20 protein-coding genes are annotated in these 26,227 nt (G+C 39.4%); 13 read left to right on the forward strand and 7 right to left on the reverse strand.

Features of this window, described 5'->3' with window-relative positions; genetic code table 11:
- Positions 1 to 47: 47 nt before the first annotated feature.
- The 3 genes from Q8S11_RS09815 to Q8S11_RS09825 are packed head-to-tail and all read right to left on the reverse strand — an operon-like array spanning position 48 to position 6,229.
- Positions 48 to 1,190: a right-handed parallel beta-helix repeat-containing protein gene (locus Q8S11_RS09815; RefSeq protein ID WP_305661917.1), complete on the reverse strand. Its 1,143-nt coding sequence runs from the start codon at positions 1,188 to 1,190 to the stop codon at positions 48 to 50.
- A 3-nt stretch (positions 1,191 to 1,193) separates the two neighbouring features.
- Complete coding sequence (locus Q8S11_RS09820) at positions 1,194 to 4,226, reverse strand: heparinase II/III family protein (protein WP_305661918.1); 3,033 nt, start codon at positions 4,224 to 4,226, stop codon at positions 1,194 to 1,196.
- Between the two features lie 38 nt (positions 4,227 to 4,264).
- On the reverse strand, positions 4,265 to 6,229 hold the full coding sequence (locus Q8S11_RS09825) for a hypothetical protein (protein WP_305661919.1): 1,965 nt from the start codon (positions 6,227 to 6,229) through the stop codon (positions 4,265 to 4,267).
- Positions 6,230 to 6,501: 272 nt separating this feature from the next.
- On the opposite strand from Q8S11_RS09825, the gene Q8S11_RS09830 reads away from it, so the two are divergent.
- The 5 genes from Q8S11_RS09830 (at position 6,502) to Q8S11_RS09850 (ending at position 13,779) form a co-directional block, all read left to right on the forward strand.
- Positions 6,502 to 7,506, forward strand: coding sequence for a putative metal-binding motif-containing protein (locus Q8S11_RS09830; protein WP_305661920.1), 1,005 nt, complete (start codon positions 6,502 to 6,504; stop codon positions 7,504 to 7,506).
- Between the two features lie 114 nt (positions 7,507 to 7,620).
- Positions 7,621 to 8,742 (forward strand): lactonase family protein, encoded by a 1,122-nt coding sequence (locus Q8S11_RS09835; RefSeq protein ID WP_305661921.1) that lies wholly within the window; start codon positions 7,621 to 7,623, stop codon positions 8,740 to 8,742.
- Between the two features lie 132 nt (positions 8,743 to 8,874).
- Positions 8,875 to 12,468: a PKD domain-containing protein gene (locus Q8S11_RS09840; protein WP_305661922.1), complete on the forward strand. Its 3,594-nt coding sequence runs from the start codon at positions 8,875 to 8,877 to the stop codon at positions 12,466 to 12,468.
- Positions 12,469 to 12,549: 81 nt separating this feature from the next.
- On the forward strand, positions 12,550 to 13,158 hold the full coding sequence (locus tag Q8S11_RS09845) for a Crp/Fnr family transcriptional regulator (protein ID WP_305661923.1): 609 nt from the start codon (positions 12,550 to 12,552) through the stop codon (positions 13,156 to 13,158).
- A 66-nt stretch (positions 13,159 to 13,224) separates the two neighbouring features.
- Positions 13,225 to 13,779 (forward strand): DinB family protein, encoded by a 555-nt coding sequence (locus Q8S11_RS09850; protein ID WP_305661924.1) that lies wholly within the window; start codon positions 13,225 to 13,227, stop codon positions 13,777 to 13,779.
- A gap of 25 nt (positions 13,780 to 13,804) precedes the next feature.
- On the opposite strand, the gene Q8S11_RS09855 is transcribed toward Q8S11_RS09850, so the two are convergent.
- Positions 13,805 to 15,028 (reverse strand): hypothetical protein, encoded by a 1,224-nt coding sequence (locus tag Q8S11_RS09855; protein ID WP_305661925.1) that lies wholly within the window; start codon positions 15,026 to 15,028, stop codon positions 13,805 to 13,807.
- A 28-nt stretch (positions 15,029 to 15,056) separates the two neighbouring features.
- Positions 15,057 to 15,677 (reverse strand): Crp/Fnr family transcriptional regulator, encoded by a 621-nt coding sequence (locus tag Q8S11_RS09860; protein ID WP_305661926.1) that lies wholly within the window; start codon positions 15,675 to 15,677, stop codon positions 15,057 to 15,059.
- A gap of 173 nt (positions 15,678 to 15,850) precedes the next feature.
- Between Q8S11_RS09860 and Q8S11_RS09865 the strand changes: the two genes are divergently transcribed.
- The 8 genes from Q8S11_RS09865 to Q8S11_RS09900 all read left to right on the forward strand — a co-directional run bounded on the left by Q8S11_RS09865 (position 15,851) and on the right by Q8S11_RS09900 (position 23,212).
- The gene (locus Q8S11_RS09865; RefSeq protein WP_305661927.1) at positions 15,851 to 16,336 is read left to right on the forward strand and encodes a c-type cytochrome; all 486 of its coding nucleotides are present in this window, start codon (positions 15,851 to 15,853) and stop codon (positions 16,334 to 16,336) included.
- A gap of 135 nt (positions 16,337 to 16,471) precedes the next feature.
- Positions 16,472 to 18,481: a Sec-dependent nitrous-oxide reductase gene (gene nosZ, locus Q8S11_RS09870; RefSeq protein WP_305661928.1), complete on the forward strand. Its 2,010-nt coding sequence runs from the start codon at positions 16,472 to 16,474 to the stop codon at positions 18,479 to 18,481.
- 68 nt (positions 18,482 to 18,549) lie between these two features.
- Entirely contained in the window at positions 18,550 to 19,572 is a 1,023-nt protein-coding gene (locus tag Q8S11_RS09875; RefSeq protein WP_305661929.1) for a nitrous oxide reductase accessory protein NosL, read from the forward strand.
- Positions 19,569 to 20,798, forward strand: a complete 1,230-nt coding sequence (locus Q8S11_RS09880) for a nitrous oxide reductase family maturation protein NosD (RefSeq protein ID WP_305661930.1) — start codon at positions 19,569 to 19,571, stop codon at positions 20,796 to 20,798. The genes Q8S11_RS09875 and Q8S11_RS09880 overlap by 4 nt, the downstream gene beginning before the upstream one ends.
- Before the next feature lie 50 nt (positions 20,799 to 20,848).
- Positions 20,849 to 21,559: an ABC transporter ATP-binding protein gene (locus Q8S11_RS09885; protein ID WP_305661931.1), complete on the forward strand. Its 711-nt coding sequence runs from the start codon at positions 20,849 to 20,851 to the stop codon at positions 21,557 to 21,559.
- Positions 21,552 to 22,319: an ABC transporter permease subunit gene (locus Q8S11_RS09890; protein WP_305661932.1), complete on the forward strand. Its 768-nt coding sequence runs from the start codon at positions 21,552 to 21,554 to the stop codon at positions 22,317 to 22,319. The genes Q8S11_RS09885 and Q8S11_RS09890 overlap by 8 nt, the downstream gene beginning before the upstream one ends.
- 1 nt (position 22,320) lies before the next feature.
- Entirely contained in the window at positions 22,321 to 22,761 is a 441-nt protein-coding gene (locus Q8S11_RS09895; RefSeq protein ID WP_305661933.1) for a hemerythrin domain-containing protein, read from the forward strand.
- A 1-nt stretch (position 22,762) separates the two neighbouring features.
- The gene (locus Q8S11_RS09900; RefSeq protein WP_305661934.1) at positions 22,763 to 23,212 is read left to right on the forward strand and encodes a group III truncated hemoglobin; all 450 of its coding nucleotides are present in this window, start codon (positions 22,763 to 22,765) and stop codon (positions 23,210 to 23,212) included.
- Between the two features lie 275 nt (positions 23,213 to 23,487).
- On the opposite strand, the gene Q8S11_RS09905 is transcribed toward Q8S11_RS09900, so the two are convergent.
- Both Q8S11_RS09905 and Q8S11_RS09910 read right to left on the reverse strand, forming a co-directional pair.
- Positions 23,488 to 24,051: a fasciclin domain-containing protein gene (locus Q8S11_RS09905; protein WP_305661935.1), complete on the reverse strand. Its 564-nt coding sequence runs from the start codon at positions 24,049 to 24,051 to the stop codon at positions 23,488 to 23,490.
- 255 nt (positions 24,052 to 24,306) lie between these two features.
- On the reverse strand, positions 24,307 to 26,094 hold the full coding sequence (locus tag Q8S11_RS09910) for a hypothetical protein (protein ID WP_305661936.1): 1,788 nt from the start codon (positions 26,092 to 26,094) through the stop codon (positions 24,307 to 24,309).
- Between the last annotated feature and the right edge of the window lie 133 nt (positions 26,095 to 26,227).

Below are 26,227 nucleotides of genomic sequence, written 5' to 3' on the forward strand. Positions count from 1 at the left end.
AAGCTCCTTCATGTTTTGAAAGAGCTTTCATTTTATTTTAAAGCAAATCAGGAAACCTTTCCATCTGCATAAAGGTTATTTGTGGTATACGTTTTTTCCTCAGCCCTTACCGCTGATGCCGCATCTTTATGGGTCGGCATCCAGTTATGGTGCACATCACATTTGTCCTGCGGAACTCCCCGGATAACTACCGCTCTTTGTGGCCCCAAAAAGGTATTGTTGTACATTTCCATGGTTGTACCGGCGATTGTTGTATTGTCTTTACGATCGCGGCCTCCGTGCATATCAAAGTTATGGCTGAGCGAAATTCCTAATTCCACATTATGACGTGCAATATACCCACAGCCAGGCCTGCCTGTTCCGGCTAATGAATGACGGTTCTCATTGAACTGATTGAACTCAATCAGCGAGCTGGCTTCATCATGACTTACACCATAACCAAGTCCGTTATACTGGCATTTATGAATCAGATTATGATGAATATGACTTCCTGTGCCTTTTTGTAAACTGACACCTGCATTGGCGAAAGCCGAAATCTCACAATTATCTATCTCCAGGTTTCCAAATTTGGTGATGATTCCTCTTGAAGTAGGAAATTTATAGTAATAGGTATGACCCGGGCCTCCCGGACCAAAAGATCTTTTATGATGGTCGAGGTAACGTTTTGAATTTGGTCCCTGCAGCCTGATACCGCTAAGCCGTACACCCGGACCTTCAATAGAGATCATTCCCGGGGTATCCAGACTATCACTTGTAATTTGTGCACCTGCTGAACCATTATGTCCTCTGTCGCTCGCCAGAGTTACTCCGCCGGGGATTTTTAGCATGATTTTATCAATATAAATGAAGGTCGTCATGTCGATAATCAAATCGCCAGGAATAAAAACAACCTGCCCTGATTTTACTTTGCCAAGGGCATCAATCAGTGATTCGAGGCTGTCGACAGTGTAATCGCCACTTGTAATGATTTTTGTATACCCTTTACCACCACCAATAGGTCCGCCTTCATCTGCCTTAGCCCCGTAAATAGCATTGCCTATTTTTTTCCAGGTAGGTTTTTCTTTTTTGGCATACTCCGGAGCTGAATTTATATCATTTGCGATTGCCGGAGTAATTGAGCTGAATGCAGCCAGCGAGCCTAATGATGCCGCAGTTACAAATTGTCTTCTGTTAAAATTTTTTATTCCCATGTTTTATTTTTTAGATAACCATTCTGTATGTGTAGGAATGCTGAATGCAGCCCCTTCTTCAAATTCGTAGATATAATTGCTATAGGGATCTCTCGGATCCGCTGATGGATTTTTCTTTAATCCCATTGCAAAAGTGATTGGCCCACAATCTATTCTGGTATATTTCCCTTCTCTTTTCACACTTTTAATCGTGTAAGTAGCATCTCTTTCTCCTGCAGTGGATATAATTAGTTGTTCACCGATCAAACTGCCGTTTTCAGGAAGAAGCTGATCGACCAGCACCCAGCCACTTCCCGAAGGATTTTTATTCATTTTAACGATCTTGCCTTTTATTTGTCCTTCGGATTTCAGATTCAATTCCCCATAACTTAATGCACGCCCATTTATAAGTACAGCCTTGCTTAGCTGATTATTTTGCATCCTTACATAGCCAATATTTCCATTCATAGAGATATTATTTGGTAGTTTCATCAGTTTGTCTGAATCCGGATTATATAAAACATGATCAATACTGCCATTGGTATGTTCTATTTGCAATGCGATCTGTGATTCATCGCCATTGTCGATGCGTTTCACAGATTTAATGAAAGGATTTAGACGATAAGGTTCGAATACTGAGATGAAAGTACTGTTGAGATTCTCACCTTTTCTATGCATCAACACATAACCCAATTTTTTTGGATTCCCGGCTTTGTTCTGCGGGGGATCCCCATCCGCAAGGGCAACATCATTTGCCTGACTAAGGGCATGCATTCTTAAATGTATGTTATCATCTGCTTTCGTACCGCGATAGCCGGTTTCAGTTTTCCAGTCGATCATGAACACTGAGGCAGGATTTGGATCTCTTTTTACGTTGTAAAAAAATGAATAACCCTGCGGAAAACCGTTGGCAGCAATTCCTTTCTCAATATTTTCTCCGGCATAGGTTCCTGCTTTTTGGGCCGTTAACTTCAGTCCTGAAGTGCTAATTTCTCCCGGAGGGCCGTGAAAACTGTATAAATGGTCCTTTCCGCCATCTACCTTAAAAATATCAATGACATAGGAATTGTTCTCACCAGACCCGGCATCTACGAGAAACATCGTTCTTTGATAGGTTTTTGTCTCAGGATAGGCTTTTTGTCCATCGATTTCGAATACACCGAAACCTTTCAATTGTTTAAATAATCGGGTATGTCCACCCCAGATTTCCTTCTGAGGCTTTTCATTCACAAAAACGAGGTTATGCGAAACCGTACTTCCTGTCCAGTCGCGATTGCTTGGAATATTTGTAGCAAATTCAGGATACCCATGATCAGGTGCAAGCCATTTGCCAAAAGCAAAGAGATCAAAATTCATTAGGTCAGGATGCGCGTGCATGATGGTTCTTCCAAAATTATTCGCAATAGCAACTCCGCTGTTTCCACTCCCATTTTCCAGTAAGGCTAATCCGAAACCACTCATAAGATATCCACCCTCAGGTCTTGTGCCTGAACGTTCACCTATTTTTTGTATTTCCCTGCTGATTGCATCCGGATCTTTTGAAAAGATATCCCTGCCAAGTTTATCTGCCGAATTTTTATTGGAGATGTAAGCAGCTTTAGCAAATTCAGGATCTTTGGTGAAGATATAACCCTTGGCTATAAACCTGGGATCAGCATATCCATTGCTCACAGTTCCGGTTGAGCCGCTATCACCCATATTTGGTATGGCTAAACCCAGTGCTGCCATCCTGTAAGCTGCAAGAAATGTGGTATTGAATTGAGGGAATTCTTTAATTATATTGTGCTTAGTATATGCCGGATAACCCTGAAGGCGTTCAGCAACCTGAGTAATCAGACGGCCCCACATCAGCGTATAACCCGGCGCACCTTCATTGGAGGTGCCATCCCTGTCGAAAGTGGAAATCATCAGGCCGGGGATATTTCCGCCATCCGCTGCAAAGATCCAGTCGATCCATAAATTACTTTCGGGTTGCGAATCGAGAGCAATTGCGCAGGTTGCAAGGGTTAATTGATGCATTCCCTGATTACCTCTTATTTGCGTTGAGAGAACAGCTTTGTAAGCGGTTCGCAAAAGCCCGTCATCTATATTTTGCATTAACAAAGCCCGGGTTCCTTTTGTTCCAATTTTGTATTTTTCGGATTGTTTTTTCAGGAAGCTGTATAATTCACTATTGTCAACTGTACCGCTTATAATTTTATCATACGAATCAGCAAAAGATGTGATGATTTGGGTTTCCCAGATCGATCCATGTATTTTGCCCATATTGCGCCCTCCGTCAGAATGATACCATCCCTTGTCGGCATAAGGTTTCCAGTCCATCTCCGGATAAACATCTGCAATACGGTCTAAAATGATTGCAGCTTTGCGTGCATACATTTTATCGCCTGTATATAAATAAGCTTCAGCTAAATCCGCCAGCCCTTTGCTGATGTAATCCCATTTCTTCCAGACGAAGTAGCCAATAAAGCGATGGGCCCGGCCGTTCTGGTCAATGAATCCATATCCATCATCAACTCCATACTTATGCAGCGGATCGGATGGGTTAGGATGGGCTGTATTGAATAGCAGGCTTTTGTCGCCTTTTGTTACATCAAACTGACCCCGTTCATCTAATGCACTCGCATAAAATTTACCGAAATCATTGCTTGGGAATACGCTTTTGCAGGATGGACAAGTTAATTTCCATGGTTTATCTTCAAATTCGGGCTCATAGGGGTAATTGCCGAATTTAAGTACATCCAGACCGCATTTTAAACAACCTAAAACTTTAGGGCCTTTCGCCAGGCGGTCGAGTGTAACATCAATAACGCGCGGAGTATTCTGTCCGGGAACCAAAGACCATATATCATCATCACTTTTATTGGCAAAGTTTTTCGCATTATTAATTACAGACTTTTTCAATTCCTTAGCCCAGTCGAATGTATTGCAATTGTTTCTGAGGTTTTGAATCTTTTCCCGGGTGTAGAAACCACCATATTGACGCTGGGCAAAACTGAACTGTGAAAGTGCACTGAGTGTCAGAATGGCTAAACAGCAGCGGATTATATGTTTCATAGATTGGATAATTGTTTTTTTCTGATGATTTGTAATTATTATAGTTTATAACTCATTAAATGTGAGCCTGATACGAAGAATATTCGGCCATGGGCAAAATCCCCTCCTGCTTTTATTGGTCCCGGAGCGGTAGCTATCAGCTTCATTTCGTAGGTTTTTGGTAAAACCTCAACGATTGCACCTTTCGCAAAGAGGATGTATACTTCGCCCTTTGGCCCGGTAACAAATATCCTCGGACTTTGCTCCGCAGTTGTAGGTCCGAATTCAGAAAAAATATCTTTCTTATAGACTACCTGTTTATTTGCCGGATCGAAAACGAAGAATTGCCTCTTATCGGTAATCCCGTATACCATTCCACCTGGCATCATACGCATCTCACTGTATTCCTGAACTCCCGGAAATACAGCTTGCTGCCATTCAATCTTTTTGCTGGCCATGTCCATGATGTACATTTGAGCTTCTTTCGCCTTTTTTTCACCACCGCTTCCAGGGGTGGTAGTTGTCCCGGCCAGTAATTTGCCATTTTTTAGAGGTACAAGACTCATACTGCTTTGATCCTTCACCACCATGCTGTCAGTTAGAAGTATTCTGTTATTTGTCTGATTGTCATAAAGCAATAATCCACCGCCGGTAGCGCCATATTGCGGGGTGCCTCCCATGATTATGGTTTTTCCATCGGGGTGTGCAATAATGCGAAATGGGCGGATTAATTCAGGAGAAACTGTAGTAAGATGAAGCGGATTTGAACTTTTATCATTCAGTTTTGTTTGTATCCATGGTTTGTACGGATCCCATTCTATCAGATGCCCACCGGAGTAGACCCCAAAATAAACTTTATTGTTCTGGTTAACCAATGCATTGAACTGCCCTAAAGCATATCGGTTTACCCATTTGTCCTTTTTCAGGTCATAATTAAAGAAACGCATAGGAAATGCAGTACCACCAACAATAGTACCGTCAGGCGCAGTGCCAATACCCATTACGATTGCTCCGTCGCTGGTGTAATCAAAGGAGACCTCTTTTGTAGTATTTGTTTTCGGATTTTCTGTGATGAGGATGCGGTTAACAAGATCAAGATCCTTTAGAACAGTGCCATCAGGAAAATTTCTATGAAACAGACTTTGTGAGCCTGTTATGATTTTTACCGGTTTCAGGTCATTATATTCACCAATTTTTCTGGCTTCCCCTTTATATAGCTCGTACCACTGATCTTTGATTGATTCTAATGCGCGACCGTAAACTTTGCCGTTTTCATCCCGATAAACTGCCGCAGTTCCGAGTTTTCGTTCATTTTGAGGAAGAATTCCATTGGCCTTTCCTGTATTTGGGTCGAAAGCAATAATCTGACTGGAGGCATTTCCCAATCCAAAATAGATCCAGCCTGCATTATCTGCAACTAGTGATCGCTGATACTGACGCCAGTTCTCTTTGTGTACAAAGCCATAATCTTTCAGTTCCCTGTTATTTGGATCAAATGAAACCATTCCGCTATTGGGGTATGTAATTGCCCAGATCTTGCCCTTATCATCTTCTGTCATTGCCATCGCCATCTGAGGCATAGTTTTTTGGGTGAAGGTAAAAGCCCGTTTAACCGGATCAAATTCAGTAAAGTGATCGCTGAAATGGGTATAGAATTTATTGCTGGTCGATAATATTGATGAGTAAGGCGTATCCTGTTTAGGATTAAATGGAATAGTAAACTCTTCACTTTTTCCTGTTTCTGCATCGATCATTAATAGGGAGTACCCTCCGCGATGATCAAAAAGCCATACCAGAACAATATTTTTTCCATTGCCGTCAACCGTGGTAACTACTCCACGATGATTACTGATTGGAGAAGCGACACCATGGTCAAAGAAACCATTACCCAAATCCTTTGTAGAGCTTTCTACTGTAAAACCTGTTTTGTCGGGTAGCGGTATAACCCTGACCTGCTTTTGGGAGAAAGACTCAAGCCCAAGGGTCACAAAGATAAAAAGCAAAGAGCTGAATTTTGTTCTCATAGATAGATTGTGTACGTACCCATAAATATAAAGTAATTTAATTCATATCAAAAAATGAAAGACATTATTTGTTTTGTAAGGATTTTACTGGATTTAATCTCATGATTTTTATCTATCAGTCTATAATGCTTTAATCGGATATTTTTCCCTGATTTTCACATGAATACGCTTATTGATTGAAATATTTTTTCTAATAGCGATAATTTTTTAAAACTATTTTCTGAGAACGGAGTATAAATACCCTGTAACTATTATTAAACAAAACACCAATCATGAAAAAGCTAATATATTTGGGTCTTTCTTTTTTATTGATTCTGTCTTCCTGTAAGAAAGTTGAGACTGACCTTTTAATAGATGCCATAAAGAATGGGCATGGAAAGAAAGTAAAAGTTTGTCATCAGGCTGGGAAAGGCAAAATAACTGTGATTGAAATAAAAGTGAGTGCACTGGAAGCGCATTTGGCTCATGGTGATTTTGTGCTGGATGCTGATGGTGATGGTTTTACAGCTGTTGGAGCTTGTTACGGCTCAAAGGATGATTGTGATGATAATGATGCAACAATCTATCCCGGAGCTGCTGAAATTTGCGGTGATGAGAAAGACAATAACTGCAATGGAATTATTGATGAAAATTGCGGTCCCGATTTCGTCATATTTAATATTCGAAATAATGCGGGTACGATTGTTGCGCCCTGGGATTCGGATGTTCTCCTGACTGAAAATGCTGCAGGAGATGGCTTTTTATACAGCACTCCGCGCGCCGGACAAAAAGTAGGCTATGGTACAGATTTTTTTGACGGGCAGAAACTTAAGACAATTCAAGATGTGAACTGGACTTTGCTATCAGGAAATTCGGGCATTGTGCCTTATCTGAATATATGGGTAACCGATGGATTAGGAAATTATGCTGTCATATCTTCTGAAAACAATTATGTCGGAACTAATTTTGGCACACGTACGGAATGGAAGATTTTCGAATACGGCCCTTCAAAAACTAATTTTGACTGGTTATTTGACAGCGGTATCGGTGCAAGGGACGGAGCGCAATATTTAACCTTGAATGGTAGCCGGATTAATTTGTCTCAATTGAGTGACCGTATTGTGATTGGTGATCCTGGCAATTATCCTGCTACAAATGTTGGGACAGGAGCGCCACGCGGGGGCTATGGTTTCAATTTGATATGGGGTGATACACAAGCAAATTTTGTTTTGAAAAGCGGGCAGATTGGAGGTTTGACAATTACAGCCTCCGGTGTGACACATACCGTACAGAACTAAGGTTTATGATCTCCGGGAATTTCTTCCGGAGAATATTAAAAAAGGGGAGAATCTGTTCTATGCAGATTTCTCCCCTTTTTTTTAATATTTTTGAAACCAACAAAAAAAATAATTATGCCTACAACAAAGATTACCCTACTTTTTGCTTTAGTGCTTTTTACTTCAAGCTTAATGGCTCAGAGTACAAAATACCACTTACTAATTGGTACCTATACTTCTCCGGGGAAAAGTGAAGGAATCTATGTGTATGAATTTGACAGTCAGAATGGTTCTATGACTTATAAGTCGAAGGCATTAATAGAAAGCCCTTCCTATTTTGCTTTGACAAAGGACAGGAAATTTGTATATGCTGTAACAGAAGGAAGAGGAAGTAAAATTAGTTCCTTTGCATTTGATGCCCAAACCGGGGAATTGAAATATTTAAACAGTCAGCCTTCAGGCAGCAACGGGCCGACTTATATATCTGTTGATGCGAAAGGGAAATATGTATTTGCCGCCAATTATGGGGGAGGGTCTATCACAGCATTGCCAGTGGAGGCTGATGGTACTCTGGGGGCGGATATTCAGGATATTAAGCATGAAGGAGGCAGTATTGCAAGGAAAAAGCCATTTGTTCATTCAGCGGTAGTATCTCCGGATAACAAATTTGTTTTAACTGCAGATCTGGGGACTGATAAGATTAATATTTACAGGTTCCGTGCCAAAAGCAGGCCTGCGGCATTATCAGAAGCAGCTCAGCCATTTGTTACGCTGGATCCTGGCGCGGGCCCCCGACACCTAAGTTTTCATCCTAATAAAAAATTTCTCTATTCAGTTACAGAAATTAACTCCAAAGTATATGCCTTTCAATATAAAAAGGGAAATCTAAACCAGATTCAATCTGTTTCTATGGTACCTGAAGGGTTTACCGGGCCGGGGCATGGTGCAGACATTCATGTTTCTGCCGATGGGAAGTTTCTCTATGCAAGTACCAGAAGTACTCTGAATGAAATAGCTATCTTTTCAATTGATCAGAAAACAGGAATGCTTAGTCTGATTGATAGGCAACCTTCAATGGGTAGAAGTTCCCGCACATTTGATATTGACCCGAGTGGCAACTGGCTTCTCTCTACAGGTCAGGCAAGTAATGAAATCATTGTATTTAAGCGTGATCAGGAAACAGGGAAACTAAGTCCCACAGGTGAAAAATTGCAAATTGACAAACCATCTCTGGTCAAGTTTGTGCCGATTGATTAAGCAGATTTATTTTGTTGATCTCAATTTTAAACTAACTGAATTTTTAAATGTCCAACATCAAATCAAAAGTTTACGTAGTTTTAAAAGCGGATTTTTTCTGATTAATCATCTTCATAGAATTTTAAAATAACTTTGAAACATATACCAGGAATAGTACTAATTGTTTTTGGCTTGTTTGCCGGTTTATTCCAAACTGCTTCTGCACAAAGTACTTCAAACAAAGGGACTGATTTCTGGCTTGCCTATGGCAATCATGTTGCAGGGTATACCGCTGTAATAGGTCAGGAAATGGTTGTTTACATTACATCTGATGTGAGTACTTCAGGAGTATTGGAGGTGGGGGGAACAAGTATCCCATTTCAGGTTACTGCCAATGCAATTACCAATGTTACCGTGCCTCAAACTGCCTATATTGGTAACGCTGATGGTATAGTTAAGGACAAAGGCATTCATATAACTTCGCTTTTGCCAATCGTTGTTTACGCTCATATTTATGATCAGGCCGTTTCTGGCGCCACATTGGTATTGCCAACTAATACTCTTGGGAAAGACTATTATTCTCTCAACTATCAGCAAATTTCGAATAGCCCAAATTCCCATTCATTCTTTTTTGTTGTGGCTACTGAAGATAATACGGAGATTGTGATTACCCCATCTGTTGATACTCAGGGGGGCTTAAAGGCTGGAATTCCTTCGGCTACAATTAAATTAAATAAGGGGGAAGTTTATCAGGTCTTAGGAGTTCAGACTTCATCTAAGTCCAGAATAGTAAGGAATATTCAAGGACAAAATGTTACCCAGTATACAACTGAAGGAGGTGATCTTACAGGAACAAGGATTCAGTCGGTCTCAACAAGTAATACCGAATCCTGTAAAAAAATTGCAGTATTTTCAGGAAGTGGTAAGATGGCTATTGGTTGTTTGGATAATACCGGCTATGCAGGCTCAGCAGATAATCTTTTTCAACAGGCATATCCTACCTCCAGCTGGGGGAAAACATTCATTACAGTGCCTTCAAAAGACAGGAATTATGATGTCTATCGAATTTTTAAAAGTGACCCGAATGCTGAAGTCAGATTGAATGGTACTGTAATTCCATCTGCAAGTTTTACAAATAATTTTTACTACGAGTTTGCTGGGCAGACCGTCAATAATATAGAATCAGACAAAGCCATTCAGGTTGTTCTTTACGCTGTTACTCAGGGTAAATCTATTAATTGTACCAACGTGCCTGGTGATGTAGGTGATCCTGAAATGATATTTTTAAATCCTTTGGAACAGACCCTTTCACAGATTACGATGTATTCTACTCAGCTTCACATGATTATTAAGCATTTTATCAATGTAGTGATTCCTCAGAGTGCAGTTTCCAGTTTTACAATTGATGGGGTTTCACAGGCTTCTTATTTCCAGTCAGTAACAGGAAAACCCGAATATGCATACGCACAAATACCAGTATCGGCCGGCACACATAATTTACAGGCAAATGCTGGGTTTAATGCTATTGCATATGGTTTTGGGAATGCAGAGTCTTATGGTTATGCTGCGGGGGCTAATGTAAAGGGTCTTGGTGTTGAAATCAGAAAGGCCACCAGTAAAAAACAGGTCTCTACTGTTTGTGTGAAAGAAGAGCTGAATTTGAGTGTAAAATTATTTTCAACAACAAACAAGTTACTTTGGGATTTAGGGGATGGATCTGCACCATTCGAAATTTTGAACCCGGTTCCGGTTGATTCGAACCCTATTGATGGCATATTTGAATATTTATTCCCTAATAAAGTAATCTATAATGAGCTTAAGGATTATAAAATAGTTGTCACATCCAATAAAACTTCATCAGATGGTTGCGGCAGTATAGAGATAACGGAACTGCAGTTTTCTGCTGTTAATCCTCCAAGCTCCGTAATCACAGTTGTAGGGCAGACTTGTGTGAATGCAGCAACAACCTTCACTGATGCCAGTATGGGGAATGGTAAAAATATTACGAAGTGGCTTTGGGATTTTGGAGACAATGAATTCTCAACAGACCAAAACCCTGTTCATACTTATGCTAAAAGCGGCGATTATACAGTTAAGTTGATGGTTGAAGGTGAAACCGGATGTCAATCTGATGTGATTACCCAAATTGTTCATGTTGTAGCGCTTCCTGTCGTAAATTTCAATTCAAGTATCCCCGTCTGCGCAAGTCAGGATGTTACATTCTCAGATATATCTTCAACTTCGGAAGGCAAGATAATCAAATGGACCTGGGATTTTGGAGATGGTAAAGCCATTGAAGAAAGGAATTCAGCGGTTCCCTTTACCCATAACTTTAGCGCCAGTGGCACTTATAAGGTTATTCTAAAAGTGCTGACAGATAAAGGCTGTGAGAGCGTTGCATTTGAAAAATCTATACTGATTAATCCAACTCCATTGGTCAATTTCGGGGTACCTGAAGTTTGTATCAAAGATGTATTTGCTCAATTCACTGATTCTACAACAATCTCAGATGGCTCTGAGCTGACTTATCTTTGGAATTTCGGTAATGCAGCAGCGGCACCTGGCACAAATACATCAACACTGAAAAATCCGACACACAGATATACTGTGGCCGGTAATTATCAGGTTAGTCTAACTGTAACGTCAAAAACAGGCTGTGTAAGCACACTGGTCAAGACATTTACTGTAAACGGAGCCATCCCAAAGGCAGATTTTGTTGTTTTGAATGCTGAAGGGCTTTGCAGCAATAAAGAAGTAGTATTTCGCAATAAATCCTTTGCTGATTTTGGAAGTATTGGTAAAATAGAATGGTATTTTGATTATGATAAAGATCCCGCGAATAAAGTGGTGGATGAGAACCCAGTTCCAGACAAGGAATATCGCTTTACCTATCCTGTTTTTAGTTCACAGGCTACAAAGCCAATCAGGGTAAGAAAGGTAGCTTATTCAGGAGGTATATGTTTTGATGATGATATTCAAACCATTACGCTGTTGGCAGCTCCATCCGTAAGTTTTTCTCCAATGGCTAATATTTGTCAGGAAGTCGCTCCTTTTCGTATTACTCAGGCAAGCGAATTGTCAGGACAGATGGGAGTTGGAACATATTCTGGTCCCGGACTTTCTTCAACGGGGATATTTAATCCTGCTCAGGCAGGAGTTGGTACGCATACTCTGCAATATCTCTTTACTTCAACTAATGGTTGTTCTGAATCAATTACTCAGACTATAACAGTTATGCCAACTCCTTCGGTCAATGCCGGTAAGGACACCCTAATTCTTGAGGGCGGTGAAACTAAACTGAATGCAGTGGCAAGTGGTACTAACCTGACCTATAAATGGTTTCCTTCCACCGGTTTAAGCCGGGATGATATCCCAGATCCGGTGGCAAGCCCTGTAGAAGATATTACCTATACTTTGACTGTCACTTCCGATCAGGCTTGTGTTTCCAGGGATAATATCCTTGTTAAGGTATTGAAACAACCTGAAGTGCCAAATGCTTTTAGTCCCAATAATGATGGGATGAATGACCTTTGGAATGTGAAATACCTTGAGAGTTATGCCAATGCCACAGTTAAGGTATTCAGCAGGTATGGTGGAATAGTTTATCAAAGCAATAAAGGTTATGCTATACCCTGGAACGGACAGTTTAATGGTATAGATTTACCGGTGGGTACTTATTACTATATTATTGATCCTAAAACTAAAGGGCGGAAGGTTATTTCGGGGGCGGTGACGATATTGAGATAGACGCGGTTGTTAATTCGTGAATTAGCAAATGTGTAAATTAGCAGATTAGTAAATGTGCTGTTTGGCTTCAACTCATAATCCATGACTGGTAACAGACAACAGACAACAGAAAACTCATTAAGCCAGTTAAAACTCCTTAGTGATCAGATACATAAATTGAATCAGGAGGAATGGGAAGCTTTTTCTTCGATATGGACTCCTTTTACTGCAAAAAGAAAGGAAATTATTACCCGTTCAGGTGAAAGGGAAAGGTATCTTTATTTTGTTCTGGAAGGTGTTCAGCGGGTTTACTACCATGATGAATATGGAAGGGAAGCAACCCTGGTATTTACGTATTCACCTTCATTTGGTGGAGTTCTCGATTCCATGCTGAATGAGCAGGTTTCGAAATATAATTATGAAACCCTAAGCAGGTCTGAATTTTTAAGGGTTTCCTTTTCCGATCTGAAAGATCTCATGTTCAGATATCAGGGAGTAAGATCCATTATAATGACCGGGGTTTCTGGAGCATTGGCCGGAGTGCTTGAGCGATTGGCAGAATTGCAATGTTTTTCATCAGAAGAGAAGTTCAAAAAATTAATGAGCCGCAGTCCGCACATTCTCAATATCGTGCCACATAAATACCTTGCAAATTATTTGGGGATCGACCCCAGTAACTTCAGTAAGCTGATTAACAGGGTTATTATTTAAAAATATTGGTAAAAACCATTATTTTTTATCTAAAAACTGCATTATTTTGCTGTTTCAAATCCTATCATGAAACTCGACAAATACAAGCTGATAGAAGAGCTTGAAACTGAGATCAGAAGTCAGATCGATCAGGTTAAAACATGTTTTGAAAATGCTTCTGAAACTGAATTGCAGAGCCCTTCTGCTTCCGGAGGATGGAGCATTGTACAATGTCTCGATCATTTAAACAGCTATGGACTGTATTATCTGCCGCAGATCAGTGATGCACTAAAAAAAGCTGAGAGATCGGAAACCTCAATCTACCATAGCGGCTGGCTGGGGGATTATTTTACAAAGATTATGTCGCCTGAAACCGGTACTAAAAAGTTTAAAGCATTCAAAGATCATCAGCCCAAGGGAATGCTGGATTCAAAAAGGGTTATCAGCGAATTCCTTCGACAGGAAGAATTATTACTGGTGTATCTGGGTGATGCCAAACACATAGATATGGCCTCGGTAAAGGTACCTGTTTCCATTTCACGCTGGATCGGTATCAGGCTGGGGGATACTTTCAGGTTCCTTCTGGCGCATAATAAAAGACATTTGCTCCAGGCCTTACGAATTTTAAATATTGAATTTTAACGAAAATTTCAAGCCTCGCGGGGTTTTAATCCTGTAGCCGATATTTGAAACAGCTAATCAGCATGATCAGAATACCACTAAACAGTATAATTGCGGCAACAAGAAGGAGTTCGTTGATATAAGGTATTCCGGTATAGCTCAAAGCCCCTACGCCCTGAATCATCAGCAGCAGCTCATTGATAATTACTCCGGCTACAAATATAAATATGCCCGTTATAAATCGATTGTTGATTGGGATCAGCTTAAGGGAAACACTATATCCCAAAAGAAATATGCTTGTTACTCCCAATAGCACAAGATGGAGATAACCGATTATAATAGGCCTGAATCCATAAGAAATATGGCTGAGCTCAGGATGTATGGATCCTGTTTGCAGGATTAATTTAATTGTAAAGGCTAAACCCGACAAGATTAGCAGGATTTTACCGTAATGTGTAATTTTAGGGCTGATTTCTGTCCTGAACTTAACGCAAATCTTCATTAGAATTACCCATGCAACTAGTTGTGCAATAACCGCAACAATGAGCAAAATATAAATATTGCTTATAAATTTCATCCAAAGGATTGAAAGAAAATAGACGGGTATGCAGGCAAAGCAAAAAAGCTGGAATACCCTGTATAGTTTCTTTTGTTCACCTGTAATGATCTCCAGTCTGTCGCTGAGCAGGCCCAGGCATGCAAAGAGGAACCAACCATTGTATTGAAAATGCAGAAAAAAGTAAATTGAACTCAGGTACCAGTCTTGATTACTCATTTTGTTTACCATCATATAGGCCAGATTAAACGCTCCGAATGATGAAATGACGCCAAAGATCAAAGCCGCCCTGAACCACAGGATACTTGTGCTTTTCGTCTTTATACGATTAAGATCCTGCCAGAAATAGATTGCAAAGGCGTATAAAGCAAAAATATTAAGTGTTGAAAAACTTATGGAATACAAACCATACCCCTGTATGATGAATGTAATCATCATACCATAGGAACTGATCAGATTAGCTAATAATAGCCAGCTATACTGCTTATTGATTTCTTTTCCCAATGTTGTGCCAAGGTAAAATATCATCAGAATCATCAGCGTTTGGGTGATCCAACCTGAAAATGCGAAATGTGAATGACTATGAAGTAAATGTTTCTGATCGAGAAAGGGAAGTGAATAGGCAATTTTGTAACGTAGAATTAAACCCAGGGCTGCAACAAATAGCAGATTAAGAATTGATATGCTGAGCCATCCCGAAATAAATCTATTCATGTTTAAAACAAAAATAGCCCGGAATTATTTATACCTCTATGACTTCAATCATATCCTTGCAATACACCTTCCCTTTATTGATAACCAGTTCTCCCTTTTCATGCATGATGCGCATGGTTCGGATGACGGTTTCTACTCTCATACCGGTCATGAAAGCGATCTGTTGCCTGGTTAATTTTAATTGATTACATTCTTTACAGAAATTCTTGTTTTCTGCTTTTAAATGATTAATCAGATTAATTATTCTTGTTTCAGGGTTATGACAGGCAAATGATTGAATTACAGAATACCGGAATCTCAATCTTTTGGTTAATAATCTGGTAAAGTCAAAAAGTAAACTTGTGTTTTCTTTAAGCAGGTTAATAAATGTTGGTTTATAAAGCCTGATCAGAATACAGTCAGTTTCCGCAATCGCTGATGCAGCATAGGGTCCATCATCAAATAGTGGAAACTCGCCAAAGGATTCGCCCGGTTCAATAATGCTGTGAATACATTCCCTGCCCTCAGCATCCATATTTATCCATCTCACATTTCCACTTATTAATTGAAAATAGTAGGTGCAAACCTGCCCTTCGTGGAAGATAGTTTCGCCTGAACTTATTTTTTTATAAGTAGCACCCCAAGCCAGTAATAAGTTAATATCAATCATTTGTTTTGATGTTATGAGCGACAAACAAAATTAATACAGGAGGCTCTCCCAATTGTGACCCTGCTTATCCAAATATATGATATTTATCATTTATGATTGAACGCATAAGAAGATCCTCCACTCTTAGGTAAAATTGTACAAGCAAATTATTCTTAAAAATTAAATTCTGAAATATGAAAAAACTTCTTTCACTAAGCATTATTACTTTGGTTATTGTTGCTGCAGCTTCTTGCGGTGGTAGCGGTGATTCGAAGAAAACTACTGAGGTGGGCACAGAATCTACAGCCGCATCAGATGGGGATAACCCTTCTTATGATCCACACAGAGGTGAAGGTAAATTTACCAACGTAGAACTTTCCCCGACCTTAGATGTCGCAAAAGCGGAGCTAGGAAACCAGGTTTCTCAGGTTAAGTGCAACAGTTGCCATAAAATGACGGATGAGAGGCTGGTTGGACCGGGCTGGGCGGGAGTAACAACACGCCGCAAGCCGGAATGGATTATGAATTTCATTACCAATACGGATGTCATGATAGATAAAGATCCTGAGGTACAAGCGCAGCTTGAACTCTGTCTGGTTCGAATGCCTAATCAGAATCTTTCAGATGATGATGCAAGAAATCTGCTTGAATACATGCGGCAGAATGATGGGGTAAAATAGGCTCAAATCAGGCTTTAAATTTCTAAAAAGAGATTAATGGCATTCATTTCAATGCTTAACAGGGATGCTTTGCCCTAATTATTTCAAGATAAGAGGATTACACTAAAAATTATTAATTACCAAATCATTAAAAAAATGAAGATAAATTCCAGATATGTACAGGGGATGGCTGCCCTTGCATTATTAGCAAGCATGAATGCTTGTAAGCCTAAAGATGCGGGCTCCGTTGTAAGCGGGGATGCTGCCTCAAAAGTGTATGTTGCCCCCGGGAAATATGATGAATATTACAATTTCGTATCAGGGGGTTTTAGCGGTCAGCTTTCCGTTTATGGACTTCCCAGCGGTAGATTACTCCGGGTAATACCTGTTTTTTCAGTAGATCCGGAGAAAGGCTGGGGCTATTCAGAAGAAACAAAGCCAATGTTAAATACCTCTCATGGCAATGTTCCATGGGATGATCTTCACCACGTATCCATGTCTCAGACCAATGGTGAGATAGATGGTCGCTGGGTATTTGCGAACGGAAATAACACGCCGCGTGTTGCCAGAATTGATTTGAAAACATTTCGTACAGCAGAGATTCTGGAACTTCCAAACAGCGGAGGTAACCACTCTTCACCTTTTATTACAGAGAATTCAGAATATATTGTTGCAGGTACCAGATTTAGTGTTCCACCGGATGATAAAAATGGAGATGTTCCCATCAATACTTATAAAGAAAATTTTAAAGGTACCATCAGCTTTATTAGTGTAGATAAGGAGCATGGAAACATGGATGTTGCTTTCCAATTGCAGGGTCCGGGGGTTAATTTTGACCTGAGTCATGCCGGAAAAGGAAAATCCAATGGCTGGTTTTTCTTTAGTACTTATAATACTGAGCAGGCTAATACCTTATTGGAAGTGAATGCATCCAAACGTGATAAGGATTTTATTATGGCAGTGAACTGGAAGTTGGCTGAACAATTAATCAAAGATGGTAAAGGACGCAAGCAGGCTGTAAAATATGCCAGTAACCGTTTTGATGAAAGCACTCATACTGCAACTTCAACGATCAAGAATCAGGTAACCGTTCTGGATATGAAAGATCATCCCGGTTTGGTTTATATGATTCCATGTCCTAAATCCCCGCATGGTTGTGACGTTGATCCAACCGGTGAATATATCGTTGGTAGCGGTAAACTCGCAGCATTAATTCCTGTATTTAGTTTTGATAAAATTCAGAAAGCTATTGCGGATAAGGCTTTTGATGGCGAGTATGATGGTATTCCAGTCATTAAGTACGAAGCTGCTTTATATGGGGAAGTTAAAAAGCCAGGGCTAGGGCCTTTGCACACAGAGTTTGACGATAAAGGGAATGCGTATACTTCCATGTTCGTTTCAAGTGAAGTTGTAAAATGGAACGTAAAGGATCTTAAAGTTTTAGACAGGGTTCCAACTTACTATTCTGTGGGTCACCTGATGATCCCGGGAGGAGACTCTAGAAAGCCAACTGGAAAATACCTTGTAGCGTATAATAAAATTACCAAAGACCGTTATTTGCCAACCGGGCCTGAGCTATCTCAGAGTGCTCAGTTGTATGATATCAGCGGTGATAAAATGCAATTATTATTAGATTTCCCAACCATTGGTGAGCCACACTATGCTCAGGCAGTTGCGGCTGATGTGATCAAAAATAATTCAGTTAAATTCTTTAAGATCGAAGAAAATAAACACCCTTATGTTGCTAAAGGTGAGAAAGAGGCAAAAGTATGGCGTGAAGGCAATAAAGTGCATATTAACATGACATTGATGCGCTCACACCTTACCCCTGATAATATTGAAGGTGTTCGGGTAGGAGATGAAGTTTACTTCCATACCACTAACCTCGAACAAGATTGGGATGTTCCACATGGTTTTGCAATAAAAGGGGCTTTAAATGGCGAACTTTTAGTTATGCCGGGTGAAACCACAACATTGAAGTGGATTCCATTAAAAGCCGGTATGTATCCTATGTATTGTACCGACTTCTGTAGCGCATTACACCAGGAAATGTCAGGATATGTACGGGTTTCTCCTGCAGGAAGTAATGTGCCGATAAGTTTTAGTACCGGTACTAATATCCCTGAAAAGGATAAGCCAGCAGGGCAGGGTACTGCTAAAAAATAATTTCATCCAGGAGAGGTATAAAATATGCTTACAGCAATTTTATATCTCTCTTTTTTTAACAATTTATTATGAATAATAATAAAATTGCCAAAACAAGCAGTATTGCGTTAATTGTTTGTGGTCTTTCTTTAGTTCTGGTACTCTTTACTCCAATCTGGAGAATCGAACTGGACGCCCCTCAATATCCAGAAGGATTAAGTCTATTAATCCATGCAAATAAACTAGCCGGGAATGTGGAAATCATAAACGGATTGAATCATTACATTGGAATGAAGACCCTTCATGCAGATGATTTTGTTGAATTTAAGGTGCTTCCGGGCATCATATTGTTTTTTGCTGCTTTTTTTGTTCTTGCCGGACTGCTTGCAAGAAGGAAGCTTATTAAAGTCCTGCTAGGATTATTTGTTCTCTTTGGAGTATTGGCTATGGTTGATTTCTGGAGATGGGAATACGACTACGGGCACAATTTGGATCCCAATGCAGCAATCATAGTGCCGGGTATGGCTTATCAGCCACCTTTGATTGGATTTAAACAGTTACTAAATTTCGGAGCCTATTCTATTCCTGATACCGGTGGATGGATCTTTATAGGTGCTGGTATTGTCCTATTGGGAGTGGTTATTTTAGAGTGGAAAAGAAAAAACAAAAGCCTGCATCCTAAAAGTGCTTTAAATTTGGTGTTTGTCGGACTACTTTCTCTGTTTTTCAGTTCATGCAGCACTGAACCTGATCCAATTCGAATTGGGAAGGATAATTGTGAGTTTTGTAAAATGACCATTAGTGATTCCAGATTTGGAGCTCAAATCGTAACAAACAAGGGGAAAAAGCATAAGTTCGATGACCAGCATTGCCTTTCACAGTTTTTATATGAGGATAAAGTTAAAGATGAGGATATTGCAGGTGTTTATTTTGTCGACTTTAATGCACCGCATGATCTTATAAATGTGGAAAATGCATTCTTTCTGCAAAGTCCTGCCTTAAAAAGTCCGATGAATGGAAATATTGCAGCTTTCAGTCATAATGATAGTCTGGAAAATGCTGTTCAAACTTATTACGGCAATAAAATTACCTGGAAGGAGATATTGAAGTGAGATTGGTTCCCTTCATATTTTTAACCCTTTTGTATTGCAGTGCTACAGCAGCTAATATATATGTTGGAGCAAAGCGTAGCCATAAGACGGTAAGCTCAGCCATATTATCTGCCCGGGACGGAGATACAATTTTCGTTGATGCCGGCCATTACAGAGAAAAGAATCTGATTATTGATAAAAGCATTATCCTGAAAGGGATTGATTTCCCGGTACTTGATGGTGAAAAAAAATATGAGATTATTTCAATAACAGCAAATGGAGCTGTTGTGGACGGATTTAAATTAATACACAGTGGTGTTTCAAGCCTTGAAGATTTAAGTGGAATTAAGGTTTATGACAGCAGGGATGTTGTTATCAGGAATAATATTCTTGAAGATACTTTTTTTGGTATATATATCCAGAATGGTATAAACTGCAGTATAGAAAACAACCAACTTATTGCAGTAGGTTTTGAAGAGCAGCAGAGTGGAAATGGAATTCATTGCTGGAAAGGGGATAGCCTGAAAGTAATCGGTAATCAAATATCCGGTCACCGGGATGGAATATACTTTGAGTTTGTAAAAAATTCTGTCATCTGGCGAAATGTATCAAAAAACAATCTTCGGTATGGATTGCATTTTATGTTCTCCAATGATGATATGTATGTGAACAATGTGTTCAGAAACAACGGTTCAGGAGTATCGGTCATGTACTCTAACCGGATCAAGATGTTCAGTAATTATTTTGAAGAGAACTGGGGTGATGCGGCTCATGGGATTTTGCTCAAAGAAATTTCTGATGGTTTTATGGAAGGTAATTATTTCACCAGGAATACCAGTGGAATTTATATGGAAGGAGCCAACAGGATCTATATGAAACGGAATGTTTTTGAGAACAATGGATGGGCATTAAAAATTCAGGCAAGTTGTATGGATGTAGTGCTGGAACTCAATAATTTCATTGGAAATACTTTTGATGTGGGTACCAATGGCTCATTGGTTCTCAATAAGTTCAAAAACAATTACTGGGATAAATATGAAGGATATGATCTTGATAAGGATAAGATTGGAGATATTCCTTACCGTCCGGTAAGTATGTATTCAATGATCGTTGAAAAATATCCTCCGGCAATGATCCTTTTCAGAAGTTTTATAACAAGTCTGCTCGATAAAACAGAGAAGCTAATACCAAGTCTCACTCCTGAAAACCTCAAAGATACCGCTCCAATGATGAAGAGAGCCTTTTAAGAGGGCTTATTCCCTGATAAATAGCTTGGACTGAGATCAAATAAAAAATTATGATTCAATTAAAAAATATCAGTAAGCACTTTGGGAAACTAAGAGCACTGGACAGTGTAACAACAATCTGTGAGAAATCAGAATGTATTGCCCTGATTGGTCCCAACGGTTGCGGAAAGACTACGCTGATTAAAACTATTCTGGGGATGGTAGTTCCGGATAGTGGTGCTATCACATTCCAGGGTAATAACATTATTAACCATTGGCAGTACAGGGATCAGATTGGCTATATGCCGCAAATGGGCCGCTATCCTGATAATATGACTATCGGACAGGTGCTGGGGATGATGAAAGACATCCGTGGCAAATCCGAAGGTCTGGATGAGGACCTGATAAAGGCTTTTTCTGTTCAGAATTTATTGAACAAGCGTATGGGGACTTTGTCTGGCGGTACAATACAGAAAGTAAGTGCAGCGCTCGCATTTTTGTTCAATCCTTCCGTACTTATTCTTGATGAACCAACTGCAGGGCTTGATCCGGTAGCATCCGAACTTTTTAAAGAAAAGATCCTGGCTGAAAGGGATAAAGGAAAACTAGTACTGATCACTTCGCATATCCTGAGTGATTTGGATGATCTGGTCACCCGGATCATATACATGCAGGAAGGAAAGCTAATTTTCCATAAGAGTATCGAAGAATTAAGACAGGATACAGGGGAAGAAAGATTGGTAAAATCAATCGCACAAGTAATGATCAGCAATTATGAATAAGATTATAAAATATGTAATTACAGATATTCTGCGCAATAAAATTGTGCTTATCTATACCGGTTTTTTACTTGCTGCATCATTAAGTGTATTCAGCCTGGAAGATAACAGCAGTAAAGGTCTGTTAAGTTTATTGAATATAATTCTGATTATTGTTCCATTGGTTAGCATCATATTTTCGACCATTTACATGTACAATTCCGCAGAGTTCATAGAACTCCTGGTTAGTCAGCCTTTGAAAAGAAACGCAATCTGGCTCAGTTTGTTTACCGGACTGGCCTCTTCACTCTCCATAGCATTTTTAATAGGTGCAGGTATTCCGGTCCTGATTTATCAGGCCAACTTAGTCGGACTCACCATGATTTTAACCGGGGTGTTGCTCAGTGTCATTTTTGCGGCTATTGCATTTCTTGCTACAGTAAAAACACGGGACAAGGCTAAGGGAATAGGGGCTGCTATCATGCTGTGGTTGTACTTTTCACTCTTGTTCGACGGATTGGTTTTATTTATCTTATTTCAATTTGCGGACTATCCGATGGAAAATGCAATGATAGCTTTAAGCGCATTAAATCCAATCGATTTAAGCCGTATTCTTATTTTGCTCCAATTGGATGTTTCGGCGATGATGGGTTATACAGGTGCAGTGTTCAAAGACTTTTTCGGAGCAAGTAATGGCCTGATATTTTCTTTTTTTGTGCTGCTTTCCTGGATTGTAATTCCAGTTTGGTATTCTACCTTAAAGTTTAATTCAAAAGATCTGTAATATGAAAAGACATGAAGCACTTATCCCCCTATCAAGAGACCATCACGGCACTCTGATACTTGCCAGGTTGTTACGTTCAGATGCTCCTCCTTACAAAGGGCTTCCGCTTGATTCAATAGGGAAGGCAGAATATGCGATGAAACACTACCGGGAAGAACTGCTGGAACATTTTGAACAGGAAGAGAAAATGATACCCATGTTAAAGGGGATAAATGTTACGTTGGATAATTTACTTGCCTCTATGAAAGCAGAGCATCAGGAGTTACATTCCCTGTTTAATTCCATAAATATAAATCAGGAACTTTCTTCTCAGCTGGATAGGCTTGGACGGACAATCGAAAGCCATGTGCGTAAGGAAGATCGGGAGATATTTCCGCTGATTCAGGAATGCTGTACAGAGGAAGTATTAAATAAGCTTGCAGATATTTTTACAGAAAAATAAGTTGAAAAGGGATATTGAAAATAGATCTGACATTGAACTTATGGTTGATGCTTTCTACAAAAAAGTATTAGCAGATAAACAACTTGGGTTTATTTTTCAGGATGTTGCTAAGGTTAATTGGTTAACACATATTCCACTCTTATATGATTTCTGGGAAAATGTAATCCTGTTTACAGGATCTTATGAAGGTAATCCGGTACATTTGCACAAACACTTACACGCTATTGAACCACTTAGTAAAACTCATTTTGATCGGTGGAATAAGCTTTTCGTTTTAACTGTAGATCAATTGTTTGAAGGTTCAAAGGCTGAACTCGCTAAGGAGAGGGCTATTAATATTTCAGGTATTATAAGAGATAAGGTTTTGGAATATCAGAAAACAACCAAAGATATTAAAGCCGGATTGCCCGGAAATAATATTAAAAAGAACCGAAAGCGGTCACAGGCTTGAATTAATTAACGTGAACTCGAAATACTATTTTAAAAACCACATAGAAACATAGCATTTTATAGCTTCTACCTAAATTTTAGACAAAGATAGCCTTGAAGCTTCGCTTCAATCTATATGATTTACAATCTATGTTTCCTTTAAAGCATATTAAAGTCAATCTATGTGGTTAAATATTAATCTTTAGATTGTTTAATATCGAACTCACGTAAATTAAGAAAGGGGATTACTTTTAATTAATCCCCTTTCATTTAAAAAAACTCTTTCTTCGGTTTATTTTAATTAGCAGCAGGTGGTAATAATACAGTATCAATAATATGAATAATGCCATTTGATGCCGGTACAGATGCAACAATAATTGCAGTTTCGTTGATCATCACTTTCCCATCAGAAATACTTATTTTGATATCATTTCCGTTCACCTGGCCAATTATCTGTCCTTCGGTTAAATTCTCTGCTTTAAATACACCCAGCGAAACATGGTACTGGAGAATATTAGTCAGGTCGTCAATACTTTCCGGTTTTAAAAGATTGTCGACCGTTCCTGCAGGTAATTTATCAAAAGCTGCGTTTGTAGGGGCAAATACGGTAAATGGCCCTGCATTACTCAATGCATCTACCAGTTTAGCTGCCTGTATAGCCGCTACAAGGGTAGTGTGGTCTTTACTTCCAATTGCAACCTGCACAACATTTTTTTGCGACAAGTCATCCTGAACACCTGACTGTCCCACAGCCTGGCTTTCATCACTGGTTTGTGTACCGGCACCTTGCTCGGTTCCGCTATTGCAGCTAATCAACACGCTAATGCCAACCATAGTTGTAATTAATAAGATCTTTCTCATGATTTTTTATTTAGTTTTCTTACATCCAATTTATTTATTATTATTCCTTAATACTATGACTTTGGTCATATTTAAATAAGTTTTTAATCATATTTTTTGATTGTTAAATATCTGAAATTCAATATTTTATGTAATTATTTTTTGATAGAAAAGATTTTAAAGGCTTTGTTTTTTTGAATAATTAAACCGAATAGAATTTTTTAGGATTCCATAAAAAAACCGGCCCTGTATAGAGCCGGCTGATTGTTCGGTCGCTTAGACCTTCTGCTCAACAACAGGATTTAAATGCTGTAATTTCTCTTCAATTTCCAGGAGTTCATTCATCATCTTCTTCCTGTAGATCTCGGTTTGGTCAGTAATTTTGGGGATCAGTTGTTTGTAGTATTCGATTCCGATTTCTAACTGCTCTTTAAATTTTATGAAATACTTTGCTTTTTTGTCGTTCATTTCCTGAATCTGCTTGCTGATATCTTTTTTGAGGTATTCCACATAAAGATTGAGCTCATTGACAAAGAGATTAGGACGATCAGAGTCATTCAGTAAATTTAGTTTACCATAGATATGGCTCACCATTTCATCCAATGAGAATTTACCGCTAAAATAAGCAATATTGGGGCCCGGACAAATGACTGTAGCTTGACTCTCTTTGGGTTTAAGAATGTTGTTTTTCAAGTATGCAGGTGCTGCCAGTCCTTCACAGAGGCATAGCTTCTCAGTTATCGATTCAAATTTTGTCTGAAATTCATCAGGCTGCAATCCTTCTGCCTCCAGTTGCTTGATTTTCAGATTCTGATACTCTCTGGACGCGGTGCAGATTGGCTGTTCAGTAAATTCAGTATTCGACGATAGGAATTTTTTAACACATGGACTTCCGGGCCTTCCTTTGGCAATGCGTTCAAGACGCTGTTTCTCGGCAGTGCTTTTTCTGAAATTGTTAAAGGGTATTCCAAGTGGTGATGAGCCACTGATATAAAAATCATTATGTGTAGCCGTGGAAAGTAGTTCAAGTGTTTCAGCATCCACATTTGTTGCTTCAGGTACCAGTAAAAAGGGGCTTCCCCAGCCGGTTGCATCAAGCTGATAATGATTCATAAGGAAATCGTTTTCATCTGATGTCCCAATCCCACCCTGAACACTGATCTTTAATTTGGGAACACTTGAAAGCTGAATGCCTTTTTCTTCGATCGCCCTACTATATATCTGGTATAATTCATCAATCATTTCCTGCTTTCTGGTTTTGAATTCCTCTAAAATAGGACCTAAAAGATAACCCTCAGTTGCGAAGGCATGTCCACCGCAGTTCAAACCTGATTCAACACGAAATTCTGAAACCCAAAGACCTTTTTTAGCAAGAAATTTTGCCTGTATCAATGCAGACCTGAAGTCACTTACTTTTAGGATGATACTTTTCCTGAAATTGCTGAACTGATCAGGTAAGAATTCAGAAAAATTTTCCAGGTAACTGTAAAGACGTGGATTCATTCCTGCTGAAAGGACTACAGGGGTATTTAATTCACTCTCTGCAAATCCCTTTAGGGCAGATAATGCATCCGAAATCTGCTCACCGCTGGTATTTGGGTTCATGCGGTCGACCTTTGCCATAATGTTGACCTGAATCTCGCCCTTCTCAATTTCATTGCGCAACTCATTCTGCAAGGCAGTACGCTTTACTGAGTCCTGCTCATTGAGCATATGCTGATACTTTATTTTTAGCGGAGAACTTTCCGGAAGGAGGTTGAAATATCTTGTTAGGTCAGTGCCCTCTGCAAATGCTTCCTGACGCAGTGTTTCGAACTGTTTGTCAACGATCTTTTTAACAAGATTAAGGTAAGCTCTGATTCTTTTACTTCTGGAATCAGTTTCCTTAGGATCGATAGGAACAAATTTCTCATTGATTTTTTCGGTATATAATTGACGCATTCGTTCAATTAAAATATCATCTACAATCGACACCACCGAGCTGATGCCATAGCGTGCTACTTTTATTGGTGTGTCTACTGAATAGGCAAGGCCAAGTACAGGAATATGAAATGTATGACTCATGAAAAGAATTAAAAAGGGTTAATCCACGAGTACAAATAAGGGTATTATAGAGTTCTTAAAATATGATAGCGGTCACATATTAATGAAATTACAATGTGATTTTATTATATACATTAATAAATATCCTGAATCA

Source organism: Daejeonella sp. (assembly GCF_030695525.1).
GTDB lineage: Bacteria > Bacteroidota > Bacteroidia > Sphingobacteriales > Sphingobacteriaceae > Daejeonella.

Excerpts from the sequence above, each read along its gene's own strand:
- Q8S11_RS09815 (WP_305661917.1), bottom strand. The coding sequence starts at position 1,190 with ATGGGAATAAAAAATTTTAACAGAAGACAATTTGTAACTGCGGCATCA.
- Q8S11_RS09820 (WP_305661918.1), bottom strand. The coding sequence starts at position 4,226 with ATGAAACATATAATCCGCTGCTGTTTAGCCATTCTGACACTCAGTGCA.
- Q8S11_RS09825 (WP_305661919.1), bottom strand. The coding sequence starts at position 6,229 with ATGAGAACAAAATTCAGCTCTTTGCTTTTTATCTTTGTGACCCTTGGG.
- Q8S11_RS09830 (WP_305661920.1), top strand. The coding sequence starts at position 6,502 with ATGAAAAAGCTAATATATTTGGGTCTTTCTTTTTTATTGATTCTGTCT.
- Q8S11_RS09835 (WP_305661921.1), top strand. The coding sequence starts at position 7,621 with ATGCCTACAACAAAGATTACCCTACTTTTTGCTTTAGTGCTTTTTACT.
- Q8S11_RS09845 (WP_305661923.1), top strand. The coding sequence starts at position 12,550 with ATGACTGGTAACAGACAACAGACAACAGAAAACTCATTAAGCCAGTTA.
- Q8S11_RS09850 (WP_305661924.1), top strand. The coding sequence starts at position 13,225 with ATGAAACTCGACAAATACAAGCTGATAGAAGAGCTTGAAACTGAGATC.
- Q8S11_RS09855 (WP_305661925.1), bottom strand. The coding sequence starts at position 15,028 with ATGAATAGATTTATTTCGGGATGGCTCAGCATATCAATTCTTAATCTG.
- Q8S11_RS09860 (WP_305661926.1), bottom strand. The coding sequence starts at position 15,677 with ATGATTGATATTAACTTATTACTGGCTTGGGGTGCTACTTATAAAAAA.
- Q8S11_RS09865 (WP_305661927.1), top strand. The coding sequence starts at position 15,851 with ATGAAAAAACTTCTTTCACTAAGCATTATTACTTTGGTTATTGTTGCT.
- nosZ (WP_305661928.1), top strand. The coding sequence starts at position 16,472 with ATGAAGATAAATTCCAGATATGTACAGGGGATGGCTGCCCTTGCATTA.
- Q8S11_RS09875 (WP_305661929.1), top strand. The coding sequence starts at position 18,550 with ATGAATAATAATAAAATTGCCAAAACAAGCAGTATTGCGTTAATTGTT.
- Q8S11_RS09885 (WP_305661931.1), top strand. The coding sequence starts at position 20,849 with ATGATTCAATTAAAAAATATCAGTAAGCACTTTGGGAAACTAAGAGCA.
- Q8S11_RS09890 (WP_305661932.1), top strand. The coding sequence starts at position 21,552 with ATGAATAAGATTATAAAATATGTAATTACAGATATTCTGCGCAATAAA.
- Q8S11_RS09895 (WP_305661933.1), top strand. The coding sequence starts at position 22,321 with ATGAAAAGACATGAAGCACTTATCCCCCTATCAAGAGACCATCACGGC.
- Q8S11_RS09905 (WP_305661935.1), bottom strand. The coding sequence starts at position 24,051 with ATGAGAAAGATCTTATTAATTACAACTATGGTTGGCATTAGCGTGTTG.
- Q8S11_RS09910 (WP_305661936.1), bottom strand. The coding sequence starts at position 26,094 with ATGAGTCATACATTTCATATTCCTGTACTTGGCCTTGCCTATTCAGTA.